Source organism: Bradyrhizobium sp. SZCCT0231, assembly GCF_018130245.1.
GTDB lineage: Bacteria > Pseudomonadota > Alphaproteobacteria > Rhizobiales > Xanthobacteraceae > Bradyrhizobium > Bradyrhizobium japonicum_F.
The window spans coordinates 91,727-110,754 of record NZ_JAFCKP010000005.1 but is presented as its reverse complement, the minus strand read 5'-3'; the positions used below and the strand labels follow the sequence as shown (position 1 = coordinate 110,754).

The 19,028-nt window shown below is 64.7% G+C and carries 20 protein-coding genes and 1 pseudogene; 11 read left to right on the top strand and 10 right to left on the bottom strand.

The genetic code is table 11. The features are described 5' to 3' along the window. Positions 1-106: 106 nt before the first annotated feature. The 5 genes from JQ566_RS15570 to pncA form a co-directional block, all read right to left on the bottom strand. Complete coding sequence (locus JQ566_RS15570) at positions 107-1,330, bottom strand: DUF1236 domain-containing protein (RefSeq protein ID WP_212373253.1); 1,224 nt, start codon at positions 1,328-1,330, stop codon at positions 107-109. A 103-nt stretch (positions 1,331-1,433) separates the two neighbouring features. Further along, positions 1,434-1,817: a GrlR family regulatory protein gene (locus JQ566_RS15565; protein WP_212373252.1), complete on the bottom strand. Its 384-nt coding sequence runs from the start codon at positions 1,815-1,817 to the stop codon at positions 1,434-1,436. Positions 1,818-1,847: 30 nt separating this feature from the next. After that, on the bottom strand, positions 1,848-3,881 hold the full coding sequence (locus tag JQ566_RS15560) for an NAD(+) synthase (protein ID WP_212373251.1): 2,034 nt from the start codon (positions 3,879-3,881) through the stop codon (positions 1,848-1,850). 140 nt (positions 3,882-4,021) lie between these two features. Further along, complete coding sequence (locus JQ566_RS15555; protein ID WP_212373250.1) at positions 4,022-5,137, bottom strand: alpha/beta fold hydrolase; 1,116 nt, start codon at positions 5,135-5,137, stop codon at positions 4,022-4,024. A gap of 16 nt (positions 5,138-5,153) precedes the next feature. Continuing rightward, positions 5,154-5,780: a bifunctional nicotinamidase/pyrazinamidase gene (gene pncA / locus JQ566_RS15550; protein WP_212373249.1), complete on the bottom strand. Its 627-nt coding sequence runs from the start codon at positions 5,778-5,780 to the stop codon at positions 5,154-5,156. Positions 5,781-6,049: 269 nt separating this feature from the next. On the opposite strand from pncA, the gene glk reads away from it, so the two are divergent. Beyond that, complete coding sequence (gene glk / locus JQ566_RS15545; RefSeq protein WP_212373565.1) at positions 6,050-7,036, top strand: glucokinase; 987 nt, start codon at positions 6,050-6,052, stop codon at positions 7,034-7,036. 148 nt (positions 7,037-7,184) lie between these two features. Beyond that, entirely contained in the window at positions 7,185-7,388 is a 204-nt protein-coding gene (locus JQ566_RS15540) for a hypothetical protein (RefSeq protein WP_100230552.1), read from the top strand. Positions 7,389-7,431: 43 nt separating this feature from the next. On the opposite strand, the gene JQ566_RS15535 is transcribed toward JQ566_RS15540, so the two are convergent. Together JQ566_RS15535 and JQ566_RS15530 are read right to left on the bottom strand one after the other, a co-directional pair. Beyond that, positions 7,432-7,809 (bottom strand): response regulator, encoded by a 378-nt coding sequence (locus tag JQ566_RS15535; RefSeq protein WP_212373248.1) that lies wholly within the window; start codon positions 7,807-7,809, stop codon positions 7,432-7,434. A 112-nt stretch (positions 7,810-7,921) separates the two neighbouring features. Further along, positions 7,922-8,722, bottom strand: coding sequence for a Spy/CpxP family protein refolding chaperone (locus tag JQ566_RS15530; RefSeq protein ID WP_212373246.1), 801 nt, complete (start codon positions 8,720-8,722; stop codon positions 7,922-7,924). Between the two features lie 482 nt (positions 8,723-9,204). Between JQ566_RS15530 and JQ566_RS15525 the strand changes: the two genes are divergently transcribed. The 6 genes from JQ566_RS15525 (at position 9,205) to JQ566_RS15500 (ending at position 15,290) form a co-directional block, all read left to right on the top strand. Then, positions 9,205-10,545, top strand: coding sequence for an ABC transporter substrate-binding protein (locus JQ566_RS15525; protein ID WP_212373243.1), 1,341 nt, complete (start codon positions 9,205-9,207; stop codon positions 10,543-10,545). A 121-nt stretch (positions 10,546-10,666) separates the two neighbouring features. Beyond that, positions 10,667-11,605, top strand: coding sequence for a carbohydrate ABC transporter permease (locus JQ566_RS15520; RefSeq protein ID WP_212373241.1), 939 nt, complete (start codon positions 10,667-10,669; stop codon positions 11,603-11,605). Beyond that, the gene (locus JQ566_RS15515; RefSeq protein ID WP_212373239.1) at positions 11,605-12,516 is read left to right on the top strand and encodes a carbohydrate ABC transporter permease; all 912 of its coding nucleotides are present in this window, start codon (positions 11,605-11,607) and stop codon (positions 12,514-12,516) included. The genes JQ566_RS15520 and JQ566_RS15515 overlap by 1 nt, the downstream gene beginning before the upstream one ends. Positions 12,517-12,522: 6 nt before the next feature. Beyond that, positions 12,523-13,623 (top strand): ABC transporter ATP-binding protein, encoded by a 1,101-nt coding sequence (locus JQ566_RS15510; protein ID WP_212373237.1) that lies wholly within the window; start codon positions 12,523-12,525, stop codon positions 13,621-13,623. 33 nt (positions 13,624-13,656) lie between these two features. Then, positions 13,657-14,646: a hydroxyacid dehydrogenase gene (locus JQ566_RS15505; protein ID WP_212373236.1), complete on the top strand. Its 990-nt coding sequence runs from the start codon at positions 13,657-13,659 to the stop codon at positions 14,644-14,646. 167 nt (positions 14,647-14,813) lie between these two features. After that, entirely contained in the window at positions 14,814-15,290 is a 477-nt protein-coding gene (locus tag JQ566_RS15500; RefSeq protein WP_212373235.1) for a hypothetical protein, read from the top strand. Between the two features lie 3 nt (positions 15,291-15,293). Here JQ566_RS15500 and JQ566_RS15495 read toward each other — a convergent pair whose 3' ends face one another. Beyond that, the gene (locus tag JQ566_RS15495; protein WP_212373563.1) at positions 15,294-15,791 is read right to left on the bottom strand and encodes a DUF1993 domain-containing protein; all 498 of its coding nucleotides are present in this window, start codon (positions 15,789-15,791) and stop codon (positions 15,294-15,296) included. A gap of 115 nt (positions 15,792-15,906) precedes the next feature. Here JQ566_RS15495 and JQ566_RS15490 point away from each other — a divergent pair. The 3 genes and pseudogenes from JQ566_RS15490 to JQ566_RS15480 form a co-directional block, all read left to right on the top strand. Further along, a pseudogene (locus JQ566_RS15490) lies at positions 15,907-16,035 on the top strand (transporter substrate-binding domain-containing protein); the annotation flags it as partial. 224 nt (positions 16,036-16,259) lie between these two features. Beyond that, entirely contained in the window at positions 16,260-17,126 is an 867-nt protein-coding gene (locus tag JQ566_RS15485) for a DUF2147 domain-containing protein (protein WP_212373234.1), read from the top strand. A gap of 218 nt (positions 17,127-17,344) precedes the next feature. Next, positions 17,345-17,701: a hypothetical protein gene (locus JQ566_RS15480; RefSeq protein WP_212373233.1), complete on the top strand. Its 357-nt coding sequence runs from the start codon at positions 17,345-17,347 to the stop codon at positions 17,699-17,701. A gap of 146 nt (positions 17,702-17,847) precedes the next feature. On the opposite strand, the gene JQ566_RS15475 is transcribed toward JQ566_RS15480, so the two are convergent. Then, a complete protein-coding gene (locus JQ566_RS15475) occupies positions 17,848-18,252 on the bottom strand; it encodes a (R)-mandelonitrile lyase (RefSeq protein ID WP_212373232.1) in 405 nt (134 codons plus the stop codon). A gap of 24 nt (positions 18,253-18,276) precedes the next feature. Beyond that, entirely contained in the window at positions 18,277-18,975 is a 699-nt protein-coding gene (locus tag JQ566_RS15470) for a ribonuclease activity regulator RraA (protein WP_027550912.1), read from the bottom strand. Positions 18,976-19,028: the final 53 nt, after the last annotated feature.

Below are 19,028 nucleotides of genomic sequence, written 5' to 3'. Positions count from 1 at the left end.
GCACTCCGGACCTCGAAACTTTTGACATCGAACGTGATCGCGCGCCGTCCGGCTGGTTCAGCCGGGCGGCGCGTCGACGTTTCTGCGTCGTCTTTCGCTTGGGCGCCTAGCGCGTCTGAGGCTCGATCGTCACCGTGCAGTCGCCCTGCCCTTGCGTCGCGACGACGATGTTGCCCGCGGGAGCGCCGAGCGCAATGGGGGCCGACGCGCCGCCGCCGGGCATCTGGACCGTCACGCTCACGGAATCGGTGCGTGCGGTCGAGCCAACAGTCGAGGGCTCCGCTTGGGCCACATTGCCGGAGGCGTCACGCCGCATGATCTGGCAATTCACATTGCTTCCGCCCGCCGCCGCCATGCTCGACGAGGTGCCGCCGCCCATCTGCGCACGGGCTCGTGACGGATCGCGCGGCACCTGGCTGACGATGCGATGCGTGCGCGGCTCCACGATGACGACGTCGTCATCCGTTGCGAAATACTCATAGTCCCGATATTGCGGCTCGATCGAGATGATCTCGGACGGCAGCCGGTAGAGACGCACGCGCGAGGGAATCGTCTCGCCGACCCGGACCGAGATGTTCAGGTTGCGCTCCGGCTGCGCCAGGCGTGCGCGGCTGAGCGTTTCAGACATCCGCACCTGCCTCTCGGTTATGACCTGAGCCTGCTGATTGACCTGCGTATTGGTCTGCGTCGTCTGGTTGGCTTGATTGGTTTGCGTGTCCGTCGCGGCAGGGGCGCTCTGGGCGTTGTTGGTCGAAGCCGGCCGGCTCGTATCGGTCGCGGTGGCCGGCCGGTTGCTCTGTTGCGCCGGCGGTTGTTGCTCGGCGGCATTGCGCGGCGGCTGGCTCTGGTTGCGCTCGTTCTGCCGGCCGGTCGCGCCGGTCTTGGATTTCTCGGACTCGGCGGTTGATTTCTGCGGCGCAGACTTGTCCTGCTTCGTTTCCACACGGCTCTTGCCGCTGTCGCGTCCCGGCTTCGCGCTCTCGGCCTCGCGGCTGCGATCGCGCGCAGGCTCGCGAGACTCCTGTGCCTGATCTCTCGCCTTCGGTTGATTGCGCTCAGAAGCGGTGGCCGGCTGACGCTTGTCCTCGTTGGCCTCGTGCTTGGCGCCAGCTTTCTCCTCGCGGCCCGCGCCCTGCAGTCGCTCCTTGGCGCCCTGCGCGCGCTCTTGAACACGTTCTTGGGCTGCACCGCGCTGCGGCGCAGCGCCCTTTGACGGTTCCTCGGTCCGTTTCGGCTCGTCCCTGCGCTCGCCGGGCGCCTGGGCATAGGCAAAGCCGGACGCGAGCATGAGTCCGATGGCCGCAGTCGATAACATCAAATGTTGACGCATGGTCCCTCTCCTCGACAATTCGCAACAACAGACGCGAACGTTCTGTCCGTGCGAAGGTTCCTGGGTAGGAACGTAGCCGCGGAGTGAGCCAATCAGGTCGCGCTCACATTGCATCCTTCAGCGTCAGTCGCGCCGTGAACGTCACGCTGGTCTTGCCGACCAGTGCCATGCCTTCGACTTCCGCACCGCCGGGGAAATAGTCGCCGGAAAAGCCGCAGGTGACCTCCCGGCCGCCGAATGCGAGCGTCCTGCCGACCGCCTCAGTGTGCTGGTTGACGATCATGTCGCCACGCCACTTGCCGTTCCGGAAAGTGTAGCTGCCGGTGTAGTAGAAGAAGCTGTCGCCGCCCATGATGCGGCCGTCGCAGAGCACGACCACGCCCCTGGCCTGCCCGCGCTTGCCCTCGCGCATCTCGATGTCGAAAATGTAGAGGCCGTTGGTGACCTTGGCCTCCTCACCCGCCTCCGTCCCATCCCCGGCCGACATCAGATCGTCCCTCCTCCAGCGCCGCCCCGATCAGTTCGGCACGTTCCGTTCGAGATCCTCGAGCCAAGCGGCCGCACTCGAATCCGACGGCGCGCGCCAGTCGCCGCGCGGCGACAACGAGCCGCCGGCCGAGACCTTCGGCCCATTCGGCATGGCCGAGCGCTTGAACTGGCTGAAGGCGAAGAAGCGGCGCAGGAACACTTCCAGCCAGCGGCGGATCTCCGGCAGATCATAGGCCCTGCGCCGATCGTTCGGAAATGCTGGCGGCCATTCGCCCTTGGCGGCGTCCTTCCACGCCTGGAGCGCCATGAAAGCGATCTTGGACGGCCGCATGCCGAAGCGCAGCGTGTAGAACAGGTTGAAATCCTGCAGCTCGTAAGGCCCGACGGACGCTTCCGTGCTCTGCGGCTTCTCGCCGGGCAGCACCGGCACGAGCTCGGGCGAGATTTCAGCGGCCAGGATCGAGCCAAGCGTCCGGTTGACGTCGTCACTGAATTGTTTCGAGGAGATCACCCAGCGGATCAGGTGCTGGATCAGCGTCTTCGGCACGCCGGCATTGACGTTGTAATGGGCCATCTGGTCGCCGACGCCATAGGTGCACCAGCCGAGCGCGAGCTCGGAGAGATCGCCGGTTCCGATGACGATGCCGCCGCGATGGTTGGCAAGCCTGAACAGATAGTCCGTGCGAAGGCCCGCCTGCACGTTCTCGAAGGTGACATCATAGACCTTCTCGCCCTTGCCGAAGGGGTGACCGATGTCCTTCAGCATCTGGGTTGCTGTGGTCCGGATGTCGAGTTCCTGCCAGCTCGTCTGCAACGACTGCATCAGCGCGAGCGCATTGGTCTTGCTCTCGCTGCCTGTGGCAAAACCCGGCATGGTGTAGGCGAGGACGTTTTCACGCGGAAGGCCGAGCAGGTCGACCGCCTTGGCGGCGACGATCAGAGCATGGGTGGAATCGAGGCCACCGGAGACGCCGATCACGACGCGCTTGGTGCCGGTCGCGCGCATCCTCTGCACGAGGCCGGCGACCTGGATGTTGTAGGCCTCGTAGCAATCCTGCTCGAGCAGACTCTCGTCGCTGGGCACGAATGGAAAGCGCTCGACCTTGCGCAGGAAGCCGATATCGGCCGCCGGCGGCTTCAGGGCAAATGTCACCTTGCGGAAGAACGCCTCGCGCTGCCGACGGTTGTCGTCGAACGTTCCCATCAGCGCACGCTCCTGCCTGAGCAGGTCGAGATCGACGTCGGCCAACGTGATCTGGCCGCCCTGCCGGAACCGCTCGCCCTCGGCCAGCAGCACGCCATTCTCGTGGATCGAGGTCTGGCCGTCCCAGGCGAGATCGGTGGTGGATTCCCCTGCCCCGGCGGCGGAATAGACATAGGCCGCGAGGCAGCGCGCCGATGTCGATTGGCACAGCAGCGCGCGCGAGCGCGCCCGGCCGATCGTGATCGGACTGCCCGAAAGATTGATCAGCACGCTCGCGCCCGCGAGTGCGAGCTCGGAGGCCGGCGTCACCGGGATCCACATGTCCTCGCAGATCTCGACGCCGATGGTGAGAGCAGGAACGTCCTCGGCCGCGAACAGCAGGTCGACGCCGAATGGCGCGTGCAGGCCGCCAAAGGAAATCGTCTCGCCGGCGATGCCGGCGCCGGAGGCGAAATGCCGTCCCTCGTAGAACTCGCGATAGGTCGGCAGGTAAGATTTCGGCACCACGCCGAGGACGCTGCCGCGATGAATGACGACGGCGCAGTTGTAGATGCGATGACCAAAGCGCAGCGGCGCCCCGACGATCAGGACCGTCATCAGCCCCGCGGAGGCCTCGACGATCGCGGCGAGGCCACGCTCGACCGCATCGAGCAGCGGATCCTGCTTCACCAGATCCTCGATCGCATAGCCGGACAGGCACAGCTCTGGAAACACGGCCACCGCCACCGACTGCTCGTGGCAGGCATCGGCCGCCGCCAGGACGGCCTTCGCGTTGGCCGTGGGATCGGCGACATGGGACGTGGTGACACAGGCCGCCACGCGCGCAAATCCGTGAGCGTAAATCGAATGGAAAGTCATCGAGCGCAGTACCCTTGAATCTCTTCGCTGCCGAAGCCGTCAGCTCCGGACCATATGTAGCCCATCGACCGGGTCCGGTGCGAGCCATCCGCCGTCATGCATAACGGATTTGCAAGGCGGCCTGCCCAGCGCTGGCGAGCTCAGGCACGGCGGGCCAGCACACCGGGCACATCGTCGCGCAGCCACCCGGCGATCCGGGGCCAGGCATGCGCGTGGGTGCGCGCGCCCATGAACAGGCCGAGATGATTGCTCGGCTCGGAAGCCGCCGCAATGAAGGCTGGCGGCGTGCCGACGAGCCCGGCGGTGGCAAGCGCTTGCGTCGCCGGCACCACATCGTCGTCGAGCCCGGCGAGCAGGAAGATCGGCGCCTTGACGTCCTTCAGATGAACCGGGCGGCCGAGCGCGACGAACTTGTCGCGAGCAATCAGGTTCTCCCGGAAAATCCCATTGACGATCCCGAGATAGTAAGCGCCCGGCAGATTGAGCGTCTCGGCGTTCCAGCGGTCGAAGCGCGCGAGCAGCGCCGTGCCCTGCTCGTCCGAGAGATCCCTCTGCAATGCCGCAACGATATCGTCGTTATCAGGCGCTTTGGACCAGAGGCGCAGCATCTCCTCGCCGCTGACATTGCCGCCGCCGCGCGCGACCAGCTGGTTGTAAACCAGCTCGGGCGCGTTGCGGGCGAGCCGCGAAAGCGCCGAGTCGATCGACAGGTCCACGGGAGCGCCGACCAGGACCAGCCGCCGCACCTTGGCTGGAAAACGCGCCGCGTAGAGCAGCGACAGCCATCCGCCCTGGCAGAGCCCGACGAGGTCGACCGGCGCGCCGATCTCGTCGATGGCGACGTTGAGATCGCCGAGATAGTTGTCGATGGAGAGATAGCGCATGTCTGATGTCGCCGACCGCCAGTCGGTGAGATAGACCCGGTCGATGCCGCCATTTTGCAACGACTGCACCACGCTGTGGCCCGGCGCGAAATCGGCGATCAGGGCCCGATGCAGCGCATAGGGGGCGCAGACCAGCGCCGGCTGGCCGGACCGCATCTGCGAGCAATCGCGCAGCTGCATCGTTGCGAGCTCCAATGCGACGCTGTTGGGTGTCGTCCATGGCAGGCTGTCGTCACGCTGCTCCGCGGGTCGGCGTTCCAGCCACCAGAAGCAGGCATCCATGGCAAGCTGCGCCGCCGCAAACGGCCACAGCCGCGGATCATCAGGAGCAGGCCCTGGTCCGCGTGTCTGTTTGGCGGTCTTTTCCACCATGGCTACCTCGATGTCCTCACAGGAACGCCTCGAGGCTGACGACAGCGATTCCGAGGTCCCGAAAACTTTGATGGGTCGCCGCGACCGAGCCGTCGAGATCGATGCCCCGGCAGGCATCCTCGACGACGGCCACCTCCAACCCCGCCTTACGCGCATCCTCCGCCGAGAAGCGGACGCAGAAGTCCAGCGCCAGACCGGCGACAAAGACGGTCTTCAGCTCGCGTTCGCGCAAATAACCAAGCAGTCCGGTCGGCGTGCGATGGTCGTTCTCGAACAGCGCCGAATAGGAATCGATGTCACGGCGAAAGCCTTTGCGCACCACGAGGCTCGCCCGTGTCACGTCGAGATCGCGATGAAATTCAGCACCCGCCGTGCCTTGCACGCAATGCGTCGGCCATAGCACCTGCCGGCCGTAGTCGAGCTCGATCGTCTGGAACGGCTGCTTGCCCGCATGGTTCGGCGCGAACGAGACGTGGTCGCGCGGATGCCAGTCCTGGGTCAGGACCACATTGGCGAATTTTTGGGCGATTCTGTTGATGGCGGGGACGACCTTCTCGCCGCTGGGAACGGCGAGCGCGCCGCCGGTACAGAAGTCGTTCTGTACGTCGATCACCAGCAGCACGTCGCGGTCGGAAATCTTCATCGCAGGGCCCCGCTCGATCCGCCCGGCATCAAGCGCCGGACGCTCCCTCCCAATGTCGATCTTCCCGCGCGGCTTCGCAACCACCGACCGCGTGCGGCGATACCGCGCTGATGGCCAAGGATTGTCCAGAATGCAACGGTTCGACCTTGTCCGTGTTGACTAGGAACAATCAAGCGAGGATTCTCAGGCCGTCCGCGTGCTTGCGGATCGGATCAGGAACGGAGGCGAAGGTTCCCGAGGGCCGGCAAGGCCACGGAAGCCGCAGGGCCATGGGCATCGGCAAGACAGGAAAAATTCTTCTCGCCGATATCGGCGGCACCAATGCGCGCTTCGCGCTGAGCCTGGCCGAATCCAGCGACGGCGGCCAGACCGGGCCGATCGATTATGTGAAGGTTGCCGACTTCCCGACCGTCCGCGAAGCCATCGCGGACCTCTTGGCGCGCCGGTCGGGCGGCGAGCAGCCCCAAAGAGCAGTGCTGGCGGTGGCGGGTCCCGTGACCAACAACCGCTGCGTCATGACCAACAGCCCCTGGGTCATCGACGGCAACGAGCTGCAGCCCGCGCTCGGCTTCGACAGTGTCCATGTGCTGAACGATTTCGAGGTGGTGGCCTGGTCCCTGCCCGCCTTGCAGCCTGCCGACCTGGTCCCGCTCGGCGGAGGCGATGGCTTGCCCGGAGAGCCGTTGCTGGTCGTCGGGCCAGGAACCGGTTTTGGTGTCTCCTGTCTGATTGAACGCCATGGTTCGCGACTGGCCGTCGTCACTGAGGCCGGACACGCGACCCTGCCGGCGGAGAACGAGCGCGAGGAACGCGTGATTGCGTGCATGCGCCGGCGCCTCGGCCACGTCTCCATCGAGCGTGGCGCACTCTCGGGTTCCGGGCTGCAGAACCTCTACGAAGCGCTGGCTGAGATCGATGGCGTTCAGGTGCCGCATCGCGATGCCGCCGCCATCACCAAGGCCGCGCTGGAGGGCAGTTGTCCCATCAGCCGCACGACGCTGGAGATGTTTTGCGCCATCCTCGGCTCGGTCGCCGGCAATCTCGCGGTGACCTTCGGCGCCCGCGGCGGCGTCTATATCGCCGGCGGAATCGTGCCGCGCTTTCGCGAGTTCCTCGCGGCCTCCGCATTCCGGGCACGCTTTGAAGCGAAGGGACGGTTCCAGGACTATCTTCGCAACATCCCGACCCGGCTCGTGATCAAGCCTGATGCGAGCTTCGTCGGCCTGAAGATGTTTGCCGACCACACTGCGGATTGACGGACGATTCGCTCTCTGCTGCTCGCGGGCGGCAGTAATTCACAGCAGATTCCCGCGCACGCCGGGTCCCGGGCAGGAACGTGCTTGCGTACATGTTTCAGATGAGAAACAATCTCACCGTGTGTGGCGTAGTTGCGGGGGGCGTGACATGCGTAAGCAGGATTTTGGTTTCGACTATCACCGCTATCACCGCCTGCTGCGCGAGGCCGACAGCGAAGACAAGCGGTTGGCCCTGATCGAACTCCTGATCGAGGAAAAGGCCCGTGACCGGCTGGCTGCCCAGCGCGCGTCGGATCGAGCGGCCATGACGGCCCATACCATTGCCACGGTGCTGAGGAACGGTCGCAACTGAGCCGGTTGAATCACTCCCCGGCCGTGCACCCAGCCATGGTCAGTCAGCCTGGAATTGTAGCTGACGGCTCGGGAAACATCGAATCGATCATCGCCTTGAGCTGATCCATCGCGATCGGCTTGCGCAGAATCGGCCTGCGCCGGAGCAAGGACGGCAGCAGTTCCGGACCGTAGCCTGTGGCGAACAGAAACGGTTTTCCGCGACGCTCGATCAGGTCGGCGACCGGATCGACGTAGACGCCCATCAAATTGATGTCGAGGATGGCCAGATCGTATTGCGCGGTCATGGCAAAGGCGCTGGCGTCGCGCACATTGTCTGCTTCCGCGACGACGTGGTGGCCGAGTTCCTCCACCATGTCGGCGATCATCATCCGGATCAACGCCTCGTCTTCGACCAGGAAAACGGAGAGTCCGTCCGCCATATCAACTCCGCAGTCAGCCTTGCGAAGCTAACCATAACCGACGTGCGGAGAAGATTCACGAATTCGTGGTGGGCGCCGTTAATTCAGACCCGCCCGAACCGATCCAACTTGATCAATCCAATCCGCGCTCGTGGCTGAGGCGCACCATCTCCTGAATGAAGACCTGCTTCTGCTTGTCGTCGAGGCTCGAATAGAGCGGCTCGGCGGCGTCAGCGACATTGCGCTGGTCGGAGGCGCGGTCGATCAGGAATTGCGCCTCGTTGCGCATCTGCTCGATGATGTCGTCGGGCGGATCCCGCTTGGCGCGCGCAACCCGCAGGTTGAGCCGCTCTGCACCATTATGCCCGAGGTAGTGCATCGCGCTCGAGAAGCCGTACCAGTGCTTCTCCTGATCCGGCGTGAGGTTCAGCTCGGTCTTGATCCGCTCGATGTAGGAATCGCTGTTGGCGACGATCTGCTCGGCGGTCAGCTGCGGCGCGCCGGTCTGGGTGAGGACCGTGACCTCCTTGTTGTCTTTATTGCTCTTGTTGTCTTGCGGCGCGTTCTTCGCCTCCTTGGTCGCCTTGGCGCCCTTGCCCGCCTTGGCACTCTTGTCCTTGGCCGCGCCCTGCTGCTTGGAATCCTTGCTCGCGTCCTTGCCGGCCTCCTTGGGAGGCGGCGGCTGATTGCCGCCGTTGTTGTTGCCGACACCGAGCACGCCGGTGAAGACGCCGACCACGCCGCCGATCGCACCGCCGAGCACGCCACCGACCGGCCCTGCCGCCTTGTTCCCGGCCGCCGCGCCTTCCTGAACGCCTTTGACCAAACCTTGAGCATTCGCCACCGCGGCGGCACCCAGCAACAGCGCGAGCACGGACCCCAGCGCGAAGCACCGCCGCAGGTGAAGCCGCGCTGGCGGCGCCGGGTTGATCATTCTCGTCTCCATCGTCGATCTGACTGGCCTATCGGGCGGGAGTCACCCGCCAGCTGCAACTCTATCGTTTCCGCCGCTTCGAGGTCCAGACGCCGCCGATTGCTGTCCACGCCCGAAAAGTCTTTCACGCGAGGCGGTTATGCAGGCTTATTCGAAACTGCGGCGTAAATGCGCACGGATCGTTCCAGACGGTTCGCCGCGAAGTGTGCGTCGCAAAAACAACGAGCGCCCTGCGCCTGCGGCGCCTCGCCTCGACACGCGTCGCGACGTTTCCGGACACAACGTTAGTTTTAGACGCAGAGCCATTCGGCTTTCTCGACAGACGCGATCAATCATGATCTGATCGCGCTACCAATTTGCTGCGGCATGCGTGAATTGCCCACGCGGGCCGACGGCGCCAATAAGAAAACCGAGCAACAAGAACTCAATAAAGAAGTCTCTCAGAGGAAACTCCAACAACAACACCCAGGCGAGGAAACGAGATGTCACGCAAGACACTGACGCGACGTCAATTTGTGGCTGCCACTGCAATGTCCTCCGCGGCGCTGATCACGGCGCCCTATGTCCGGGGCGCTTACGCCGCCGGCAAGATATCGATCGGCTTCTGGGACCACTGGGTGCCGGGTGCCAACAAGGCCTCGACCGAGCTCGTCAACGAATGGGCGGCGAAGGAGAAGGTCGAGGTTTCCATCGACTACATCACAAGCCAGGGCAAGAAGATCGAGCTCACCATCGCGGCCGAGGCGGCGGCGAAGTCAGGTCACGATGTCCTGGCGATGCCGACATGGTGGCCGCACGCCCATGCCGAACTGCTCGAGCCGGTCAATGACATCATGGAGCCGATCATCAAGCAGAACGGCGACGTGAACGGCACCGTCAAATATCTGGGACGGGCCGGCAACAAATGGCTTGCGGTGCCCGCAACAATCGGAAGCCAGATCAAGGGGCCCTGCTCCCGCATCGATCTCCTGAAGAAGTTCGCCAATATCGATATCCAGGAAATGTATCCGGCCGGCGGCCAGCCCAAAGCCGACAACTGGAACATGGAGACATTCCTGAAGGCGGCCGAGGCCTGCCAAAAAGGCGGCGTGCCCTTCGGCATCGGCCTGGGCGAAACCACCGACAGCACCGACACTGCCGGCGCCATCTTCCAATCGTTCGGCGCTGAGCTCGTCAATGCCAAGGGCGATCTCACGGTGAAGACGGACGCGGTTCGCCAGGCGCTCGAATTCTACAAGAAGCTGATCGCGGTCCTGCCGCCCGACGTCGCTGCCTGGGATGACGCCTCCAACAATAAATGGCTGATCTCCGGCAAAGGCGCGCTGATCATGAATCCCCCGAGCGCGTGGGCGGTCGCCAAGCGCGACGCGCCGCAGATCGCCGAGCAGTGCTGGACCCACGGCATGCCGTCTGGTCCGAAAGGCCGTTATGCGCCCTACCTACCTTATTTCTGGGGGACCTGGAGCTTCTCCAAGAACAAGGAAGCGGCGAAGAGCCTGCTCACGCATCTGTCGCAGCCGTCATCGATCGAGAAGTTCGTGGCCGCGAGCGGCGGTTACGACCTGCCGGCCTACGCGAACATGACGACGCTGAAGACCTGGCAGGAGGAAGGGCCGCCGAAGGGCACCCTTTATCACTATCCCAATCCCCACAATCACCAGACGCTGTCGATTGCGGCTTCTCCTGCTCCGCCCAAGATCGCCCAGCAGATCTATGCGCAGGCGACGCTGACCAAGATGTGCCTCCGCTACGCGCAGGGCGAGAAGATGGAGGCGACGCTCGCTTGGGCGGAAGGCGAGTGCGAAGGCTTTATGCGAAGCTAAGACAGAGACCGGCGGCTCACGCAGGACGTGAGCCGCCCGGTCTGGCTGCCGCCACACGCATCAATTTCCGAAGCCGGTCCGCCGGCTTCCGTGCGAACGAATTCTGCGAGGAAGATGCATCATGGCTGATGCCGTAGTTCGGCAACCCGGCGTCGCCCGGCCTGCGAGCGCCCGTAAACGTGCAAGCCTGCACAACATCCTGAGGCGGAAATCGACCGCGGCGTTCCTGATGACGCTGCCGCTGATCCTGCTGATCACGCTGCTCGTGGTCTATCCGGCCTTCTATTCGCTGCATCTGGCAACGCTGAACAAGTCGATGCAGAGGTTTGTAGGCTTCGGCAATTTCGAGTTTCTGTTCAGGCGCGACACATTCTGGCTGGTGGTCAAGCAATCCTGCATCTTCGCCATCACGGCCGTGGTCTTCAAGGCGCTGATTGGGTTCATCGTCGCGCACTTCGTCCACAACATTCCGGCCAAGGGCCAGCGCAAATGGCGCGGCATGCTGCTCGTGCCCTGGGTGATCCCGCCCGCGATGAGCACGCTTGCCTGGCTCTGGCTGTTCGACCCGTCCTACAGCGCCTTCAATTACACACTTGCATTCTTCGGTATCGGGCCCATCCCGTGGACCGGCGACGCCGCCTGGGCGCGTTTCGCCGTGATCCTGGTCAACGTCTGGTATGGCGCGCCCTTCTTCATGATCATGTATCTGGCCGCCCTAAAATCGGTGCCCGATCAGCTCTACGAGGCCGCCGCCATCGACGGCGCCAATTGGTGGCAGCGCATCTGGTATGTGACGCTGCCGATGATGCGCAACATCATCGCGATCACCACGCTGTTCTCCCTCATCGTCACCTTCGCCAATTTCGACATCGTGCGCATCCTGACCGCGGGAGGCCCGCTGGATCACACCCATATCTTTGCGACATGGGCGTTCCGGGTCGGCATCGAGGGCAGCGACATTCCGCTCGGCGCCAGCGTCTCGCTGTTCATGGTGCCGATCCTGGCGGTCGCCGCAATCTTCATCCTTCGCGACGTCAACAAACGCGGGAACGAAGCCTGATGAGCACCATGACAATCGACAAGGCCGGACCGCGCCGCAACGTCAAATACGGCAGCATGAGCCGCGACCGCGCCTGGGCGCTGCGCTGGTCCTACTTCTTCCTGGTGCTGTTTGCGATCTTCTCGCTGACGCCGCCACTCTACATGCTGATCACCTCGCTGAAGAGCAGCGCCGAGATTTCGGCGGCGACCAACCCTTGGTGGGTGTTCCATCCGACGCTGGAAAACTATGCCGAGCTGCTGACGTCCAACCAGTTCCTGCGCTTCTTCTGGAATTCGGCGTGGGTCTCGATCATCGTGGTGACCCTCACCATGCTGATCAGCGTGCCGGCCGCGTTCGCGCTGGCGCGCATGAAGTTCTGGGGCTCGGCGACGCTCGCCACCGGCGTGTTCCTCACCTACCTCGTCCCCGACAGCCTGCTGTTCATTCCGCTGTTCAAGATGTTCGCGCTGATCGGCGACTGGACGGGAGTCCAGCTGATCAACAGATGGTACGTGCTGCTCTTCATCTATCCGACTCTGACGGTACCGTTCTGCACCTGGATCATGATCGGCTACTTCGCCTCGATCCCCAAGGAGCTCGACGAAGCCGCCATCATCGATGGAGCGTCCTGGTTCCAGACGCTGACCCGGATCTTCATTCCGGTCGCGCTGCCCGGCCTGATCGCCGCGACCATCTTCGCCTTCACCGTGTCCTGGGCGCAATTCCTCTATCCGCTCGTGTTCACGACGTCCACGGACCAGCTCGTTCTGCCGGTCGGCATCATCACCACGCTGATCAAGGGTGACGTGTTCAATTGGGGGCAGATCATGACCGGCGCGCTGCTCGGTGCCGCGCCGCCGCTGATCATCTACGCATTCCTGATGGACTACTACATTGCCGGCCTGACCGCCGGCGCGACAAAGGGTTGATAAGTCATGGCTGACGTTGCTTTGCGGAAGGTCGTCAAGCGTTACGACGATGTCGAAGCCGTGCGAGGCATCGACCTCGACATCGCCGACCATGAGTTCATCGTGCTGGTCGGCCCCTCCGGCTGCGGCAAGTCGACGACCCTGCGCATGATCGCAGGTCTCGAGGACATCAGCGACGGCGACATCATGATCGGCGGCGACGTCGTCAACGACGTGCCGCCGAAGGACCGCGACATCGCGATGGTGTTCCAGAACTACGCACTCTACCCGCACATGACGGTCGCCGAGAACATGTCGTTCGGGCTGCGCCTGAAGCACTATCCCAAGGCGGAGATCAAGGCGCGGGTGACGGAAGCAGCCCGGCTTCTCGACATCACCGACCTGATCGACCGCAAGCCGAAGCAGCTTTCCGGCGGCCAGCGTCAGCGCGTCGCCATGGGCCGCGCCATCGTGCGCAATCCGAAGGTCTTCCTGTTCGACGAGCCGCTGTCCAATCTCGACGCCAAATTGCGCGTGCAGATGCGGATCGAGATCAAGAAGGTGCACCAGAAGGTGCGAACCACGACCGTCTACGTCACCCACGACCAGGTCGAGGCGATGACGCTGGCCGATCGCGTCGTGGTGATGAACAAGGGCCGCATCGAGCAGATCGGCACGCCGAACGAGCTCTACCACAAGCCGGCAACGCGCTTCGTCGCGGGCTTCATCGGCTCGCCGGCGATGAACTTCATCCCGTGCCGGCTCGAGGATGTCGGCGGCACGCTCCAGATCCGCCTCACCGACCGCATCGCTTTCCCGCTGCCGCCGGCCCGTGCCGCGCGATACAACGCGCTGCCGCGCACCGACAAGCTGCTGCTCGGCCTCCGGCCCGAACATCTGACCGAGTCGCACGCGCATCTCGAGCCCGGGGTCGAGACCTTCGACACCGTGCTCGACGTGACCGAACCGATGGGCATGGAGACCCTGGTCTATTTCGGGCTCGACGGCACGCCGGTCTGCGGCCGCGTCAATCCCAATGCCGGCGCCAAGGACGGGGCACCCATGCGCCTGGCGATGGACCTCAACAACATGCACCTGCTAAATGAAGAGAGCGGCGTCGTGTTGTGACGCCGTGAAGAAACGCGAGCAGGCAGGGGAGCGATGGCGACCAACAAGAAGAAGATTTTCGTTACACAAACTTTGTCGCAAGGGGCACGTGCCCTCCTCACCCAGCGGGACGATATCGAGCTCGTCGAGTTCCCGAACCTGATCTCGGCCAGGGATTTCGAGGCCTTGCTGAAGAGCCATGCCCCCGTCCACGGCGTCGCCCTCGGCGCCACCGCCTTCGGCGAGACCGAGCTCGAGGCATCAAAAGACATGAAGGTGGTGACCCGCATCGGCGTCGGCTACGACGCCGTCGACGTGCCCGCCCTCTCCCGCCGCAAGGTGCCGTTGATGGTGGCGGGCAGCGCCAACTCGCCCTCGGTCGCGGAAGCTGCGCTGTTCATGATGCTGACGCTCGCCAAGCGCGCGCAGGAGCTGCATTCCTGCGTCAAGGAGGGCACATGGGCCGACCGGCTCGGCATGCTGCCGTTCGACCTCTACGGCAAGACCGTGCTCGTCATCGGCTTCGGCCGCATCGGCAGTCGCACCGCCAAGCGCTGTTTGGCGTTCGAGATGAAGGTGCAGGTCTACGACCCCTACAAGCCCGCTGCCGACATCAAGGCGGCCGGATGCGAGCCGGTCACCGACCTCGACGCCGCGCTGCCTCACGCCGACTTCGTCACCATCCACTGTCCCAAGACGCCGGAGACGGTCGGCCTGTTCGATGCGGGGCGGATCGGCCGGATGAAGCCGAGATCCTATCTCATCAACACTGCGCGCGGCGGCATCGTCAAGGAAGCCGCGCTCTACGACGCCCTGGTCTCCGGCAAGCTCGCCGGCGCCGGCATCGACGTGTTCGAGGTGGAGCCGCCGCCGGTCAGCAACGCGCTGTTTGCGCTGCCAAACGTCATCATGGCCCCGCATGTGGCCGGCGTCACCGTCGAGGCGGTGAGCCGCATGAGCGAGCAGACTGCGCGCAACATCCTGAGTGTGCTGGACGGCGATCCCATCCGGCAAAACGTCATCAATCAGGACGTGCTGGGCTGAGCCGAGCGCCGGGCGGGCGACGATGCGCCCGCCTTCGGGATGCCAGAAAGCGTCCCATTTTGGTGCAGATCGAGCCCCAACTCAGCCTTAATCAAACGCGCGTAATAAGACCGGCCGCGGCGGCAGTGGGACAGACTGGCCGGCCGCGTCGAGCTGGAGGATGACCCTTGGCAGAGATCGACCCGACCGACCACGCGCTGGCGACCATCGCCAGCATTTTGGAGCACCCCGAGCCCGTCCTCGTCGTCCGCGAGACCGAGACCATCCGGGAGACCGAGATCGTCGTCGGTGAGCAGCCGTCCGTCGAAGAACATCATGCGGTCGACGAGCATCCAATGGTCGATGAGCAGCCGCTGGTGCCGGAGCACACCGATGCCGACGGCTACAGCAAGGTCGGTCCCGGCCCGATGGTCGCGATCCGGCTCAAATGGACTGTCCATCGCGGCGATGACGGCCAGTTCTATGTCCACGAGACCATCGGCGAGCAATCCGCTCCCGTGGTCAGCGGCCCGATGACGAGCGAGGCCGCCGTGCGTTTCGTTGACGAGCGGGAGGACGAGTCACATCGTCGCTTCGAAGAGCTGCGCAGCGAGATCGCCGGCCGAAGCTCGCTGGCCGACTACGAGCGCAAGGGCGAAGCGTAAGCTCTACCGCCGCCCGAGATAATCCTTCTTGACGAGCTCGACGCCGGCGTGCCGCAGGAGGTCGTAGGCCGTGGTGACGTGAAAGAAGAACTGCGGGACGCTGAATGTCAGCAGCAGCGTGCGCCCGGTGAAGGGCAGCTCGGTGCCGTTCCTCAACCTGAAGAAGACATTCCGTTCCGCAGCCGCATCGATCTCCGCGCGCGGCAGGCTTTCGATGAATTCGATCGACGTTGCGATGCGCGCCTGAAGCCCGGCCATGTCGTGCTCGAGGGCCGGCAGCACCACCGGATCGCGCTGCGCCAGCAGGGCCGGCGCAACCGTGGCGTGGCGGCAGGCCTCACCGACCTGCTGCGCCAGGTCGTACATGTTCGGCGCAAGGCGCATGCCGAGCAGAACCGTCGGGTTGAACTTGCGGGCCTCCGCGTAAGCGACGCCCTTGTCGAGCAGCGCGGACAGGCTGCGCAGATACGGCACGAAAAGGCCGACTGAGGCCTCGTACATCGCGATCGTCACCTCAAGAATTCCTTTCAATTCTGCCTCGCCAGCGACGGGCATCTGATCTAGGTCCACGTCCGAACAGCGGCACAATGACAGCTCGCGCAGGGGTGGAAAAGAGATGATCGTTCGAATGTCAGTTCGAGCTTTGGCGGCCTTGGCCGTGGTGTTGCTGGTAAACCTTTCGGCCCAAGCGCAGCCGGCGCCCTCGCGCTTAGATGAGATCGTCAAGCGCGGCAGCTTGCGCGTTGTCTCCATGGAGGACGGCAGCTTCAAGAAGATCTACGCCGCCTGGTTCGACTAGGCCGCGTCGTCCTGTCGCTCGCGTCGGCCAAACTGTGGACGGGTTCCGGGCGTATTGAACCCGAACGCATCGCAGCACGACTCATACGGATGAAAGTGATCTGGATCACTTTTCGCGATCGGACCGGGGCGTAAGCGTCGGTGCGGGGACCATCTGTTCAGGAGACGGAAATGAGGAAGCTGTTGGCTACGGCCGCATTCCTGTTGGCGAGCACGGCTGCTCAGGCCCAGTACACCTTCGAATATGGCGGGCGCACCATCCGCATCGATCCCGACCGCGGCACGGTGCAAATCCCCGGCGTGTACGACAACACCGGCCAGGGCAAAGCCAAGAAGGCCAAGAAGAACGAGACGGCGCCGCAGCAGGCCACGGTCGATCCGCAAGCGCCGGCTGCTCCGGCACCAGCCCCCGCTCCTGCGGCGCCGCCCGCAGCCGTGCAGGCACCCGCAGCCGCCGCCGTCGCGCCGCCTCCTGCTCCGCCACCGCCGGCTCCTCCGCCGACCACGACCGCCACCAACACGCCGACCCAAACAGCCGTTGTGCCGCCGCCTGCGCCGCCTCCGGCTCCTGCTCCCGTCGAGCAGCAGGCTGCGCCCGCCGTGGCGCCGCCGCCCGCCCCGACCGTGGCTACCGCCCCGCCGGCGCCGCCGCCGCCACCCGCCGCGGCGCCTGCCCCCGCTCCCGTTCAGGCTGCCGTCGCGCCACCTGCTCCGGCAGCTTCCCCGACGCGCGATCTCAATTCGCCGCTCGGCGTCTGGCTCACCGAGGAGAAGGAAGGCAAGGTCCGCATCGAGCAGTGCGGCAGCAATCTCTGCGGCTATTCGGTCGACAGCAAATCGAACCAGAACGGCGAGCAGGTGCTGATCAATATGAAGCCCGGCAAGGACCAGAAATGGTCGGGCCGCATCCTCGATCCGAACTCGGGCTCGACCTACGATTCGACGATCGCCATGAAGGGCACCGACCGGCTGCGCGTGCAGGGCTGCGCTTTCGGCGGCATGTTCTGCGGCGGCCAGACCTGGACGCGGGTGAACTGAGCGTCTCGAACTGTCCTGTACCGAGTCATTCCGGGGCGCGCGAAGCGTGAACTATGGTGCGCAATTGCGCACCATAGTCGGCTCTACGAGCCGCCCGGAATGACTGTCGAGCGCCGTGCGCTACCTCACAGAGCCTGCTGCTCGCGTGAGCCCCCTCACATCGCCGGTTCCGCAAGGCGTGCCACGATCCCCTGCATGGTCAACCACAGGGGCGTGCCATGAACGGCATTCGCAGAGGACTCTTCGCCACCATTCTCGCCATCGGCTTTCCGCTCACGCAGGCAGGCGCTGCGACGAGCAGCTTCGACGGCGCATGGAATGTCCGCATTGCCTCCTCGAGCCAGGCTTGCGGCAATGGCGCAACCGTCGCGATCGGCATCAACAACGGTCAGATCGCATCGAGCAGCGCCGCAGTGAATGCGTCCGGCCGCGTGGCGGATGCCGGCAGCATCAACGTCACCTTGAGCACCGGCATCAAGCGCGCCGTCGGTTTCGGTCGGCTCAGCGGCACCTCGGGCTCCGGCACCTGGCGTGGCGCCATGTGCACGGGCACGTGGACGGCGGAGCGGATGTGATGCTGCCGTGTCCCGGACGCGGCGCGGCATGAAATGACGCGACGCTGAGCCGGGACACGGCAGTGTCAATCGCTCGGAAGATTCTGGGTCCCGGATCGGCGACGCATCGCCATGGGGCGATGCGTCTTGTCCGGGACACGGGAACGTCAACCCAAAGCGGCCCCGTAGTCCGCGTCCGTCACCGGCTCCAGCCAGGTCGAATAGACGCCGTCGAGCGCTTCCTGCATGGCGATGTGGCACATGCCGTTGGTCGGCGTTGCGCCGTGCCAGTGCAGCTCGCCCGGCGGAATCCAGACGGTGTCGCCCGGGCGGATCTCACGGATCGGCCCGCCCTTGGACTGGATGCGCCCGACGCCGGAAATGACGTAAAGCGTCTGCCCGAGCGGATGGTGGTGCCAGTTGGTGCGCGCGCCCGGCTCGAACGATACGCGCGAGCAGTTCAGCCGTGCCGGCGCGGGCGCCATGATCACGGGGTCCTGCAATACAGTGCCGGTGAAGTGCTCCTTGGGAGCGTGGCGGGTCGGCCGCGTGCCTGCAACAGTGATCTCCATCGAAATGACCTCTCTTCTTCCCGGTTACTTCTTGCTCGCGGCGTACCGCGCCTTGGTTTCGGCATTCATGGGATAGAGGCCAGGCAGCACGGCGCCGTTGTTCACCTCGTTGACGATCCAGGCTTCCATGCGCTCCTGCTCGACGCCCTCGGCGAGGACGTGATCGAGCATCGCCTGCGGGATCAGCACGCAGCCGTCCTGATCGGCGACCACGATGTCGTTCGGGAAAACGGCAACGCCGCCGCAGCCGATCGGCTCGCCCCAGCCGACGAAGGTCAGGCCCGCAACGGAAGGCGGCGCGGCATAGCCGTCGCACCATACCGGAAGATTGGTGCCGAGCACGCCCTCGACGTCGCGCACGACGCCATCGGTGACGAGCGCGGTGACGCCGCGCTTGACCATGCGCGCGCAGAGGATGTCGCCGAAGATGCCGGCATCGGTGATGCCCATGGCGTCGACCACGGCGATGCAGCCTTCCGGCATCGCCTCGATCGCGGTGCGGGTCGAGATCGGCGAAGACCAGGATTCCGGCGTCGCCAGATCCTCGCGGGCCGGCACGAAGCGCAGCGTGAAAGCAGGCCCCACCAGGCGCGGCAGGCCCGGGCGCAGCGGACGGGCGCCGCGCATCCACACATTGCGCAGGCCCTTCTTCAGCAGGACCGTGGTGATGGTGGCGGTGGTGATGCCGGCGAGGGTCTTGCGGGCTTCGGGGGACAGCGACATGGAAACAGACGAGCTCCGGATGGGCAGGAAAGAACGGGCGCATCTTGCGAGCC

Excerpts from the sequence above, each read along its gene's own strand:
- JQ566_RS15570 (WP_212373253.1), bottom strand. The coding sequence starts at position 1,330 with ATGCGTCAACATTTGATGTTATCGACTGCGGCCATCGGACTCATGCTC.
- JQ566_RS15565 (WP_212373252.1), bottom strand. The coding sequence starts at position 1,817 with ATGTCGGCCGGGGATGGGACGGAGGCGGGTGAGGAGGCCAAGGTCACC.
- JQ566_RS15560 (WP_212373251.1), bottom strand. The coding sequence starts at position 3,881 with ATGACTTTCCATTCGATTTACGCTCACGGATTTGCGCGCGTGGCGGCC.
- JQ566_RS15555 (WP_212373250.1), bottom strand. The coding sequence starts at position 5,137 with ATGGTGGAAAAGACCGCCAAACAGACACGCGGACCAGGGCCTGCTCCT.
- pncA (WP_212373249.1), bottom strand. The coding sequence starts at position 5,780 with ATGAAGATTTCCGACCGCGACGTGCTGCTGGTGATCGACGTACAGAAC.
- glk (WP_212373565.1), top strand. The coding sequence starts at position 6,050 with ATGGGCATCGGCAAGACAGGAAAAATTCTTCTCGCCGATATCGGCGGC.
- JQ566_RS15540 (WP_100230552.1), top strand. The coding sequence starts at position 7,185 with ATGCGTAAGCAGGATTTTGGTTTCGACTATCACCGCTATCACCGCCTG.
- JQ566_RS15535 (WP_212373248.1), bottom strand. The coding sequence starts at position 7,809 with ATGGCGGACGGACTCTCCGTTTTCCTGGTCGAAGACGAGGCGTTGATC.
- JQ566_RS15530 (WP_212373246.1), bottom strand. The coding sequence starts at position 8,722 with ATGATCAACCCGGCGCCGCCAGCGCGGCTTCACCTGCGGCGGTGCTTC.
- JQ566_RS15525 (WP_212373243.1), top strand. The coding sequence starts at position 9,205 with ATGTCACGCAAGACACTGACGCGACGTCAATTTGTGGCTGCCACTGCA.
- JQ566_RS15520 (WP_212373241.1), top strand. The coding sequence starts at position 10,667 with ATGGCTGATGCCGTAGTTCGGCAACCCGGCGTCGCCCGGCCTGCGAGC.
- JQ566_RS15515 (WP_212373239.1), top strand. The coding sequence starts at position 11,605 with ATGAGCACCATGACAATCGACAAGGCCGGACCGCGCCGCAACGTCAAA.
- JQ566_RS15510 (WP_212373237.1), top strand. The coding sequence starts at position 12,523 with ATGGCTGACGTTGCTTTGCGGAAGGTCGTCAAGCGTTACGACGATGTC.
- JQ566_RS15505 (WP_212373236.1), top strand. The coding sequence starts at position 13,657 with ATGGCGACCAACAAGAAGAAGATTTTCGTTACACAAACTTTGTCGCAA.
- JQ566_RS15495 (WP_212373563.1), bottom strand. The coding sequence starts at position 15,791 with ATGTACGAGGCCTCAGTCGGCCTTTTCGTGCCGTATCTGCGCAGCCTG.
- JQ566_RS15485 (WP_212373234.1), top strand. The coding sequence starts at position 16,260 with ATGAGGAAGCTGTTGGCTACGGCCGCATTCCTGTTGGCGAGCACGGCT.
- JQ566_RS15480 (WP_212373233.1), top strand. The coding sequence starts at position 17,345 with ATGAACGGCATTCGCAGAGGACTCTTCGCCACCATTCTCGCCATCGGC.
- JQ566_RS15475 (WP_212373232.1), bottom strand. The coding sequence starts at position 18,252 with ATGGAGATCACTGTTGCAGGCACGCGGCCGACCCGCCACGCTCCCAAG.
- JQ566_RS15470 (WP_027550912.1), bottom strand. The coding sequence starts at position 18,975 with ATGTCGCTGTCCCCCGAAGCCCGCAAGACCCTCGCCGGCATCACCACC.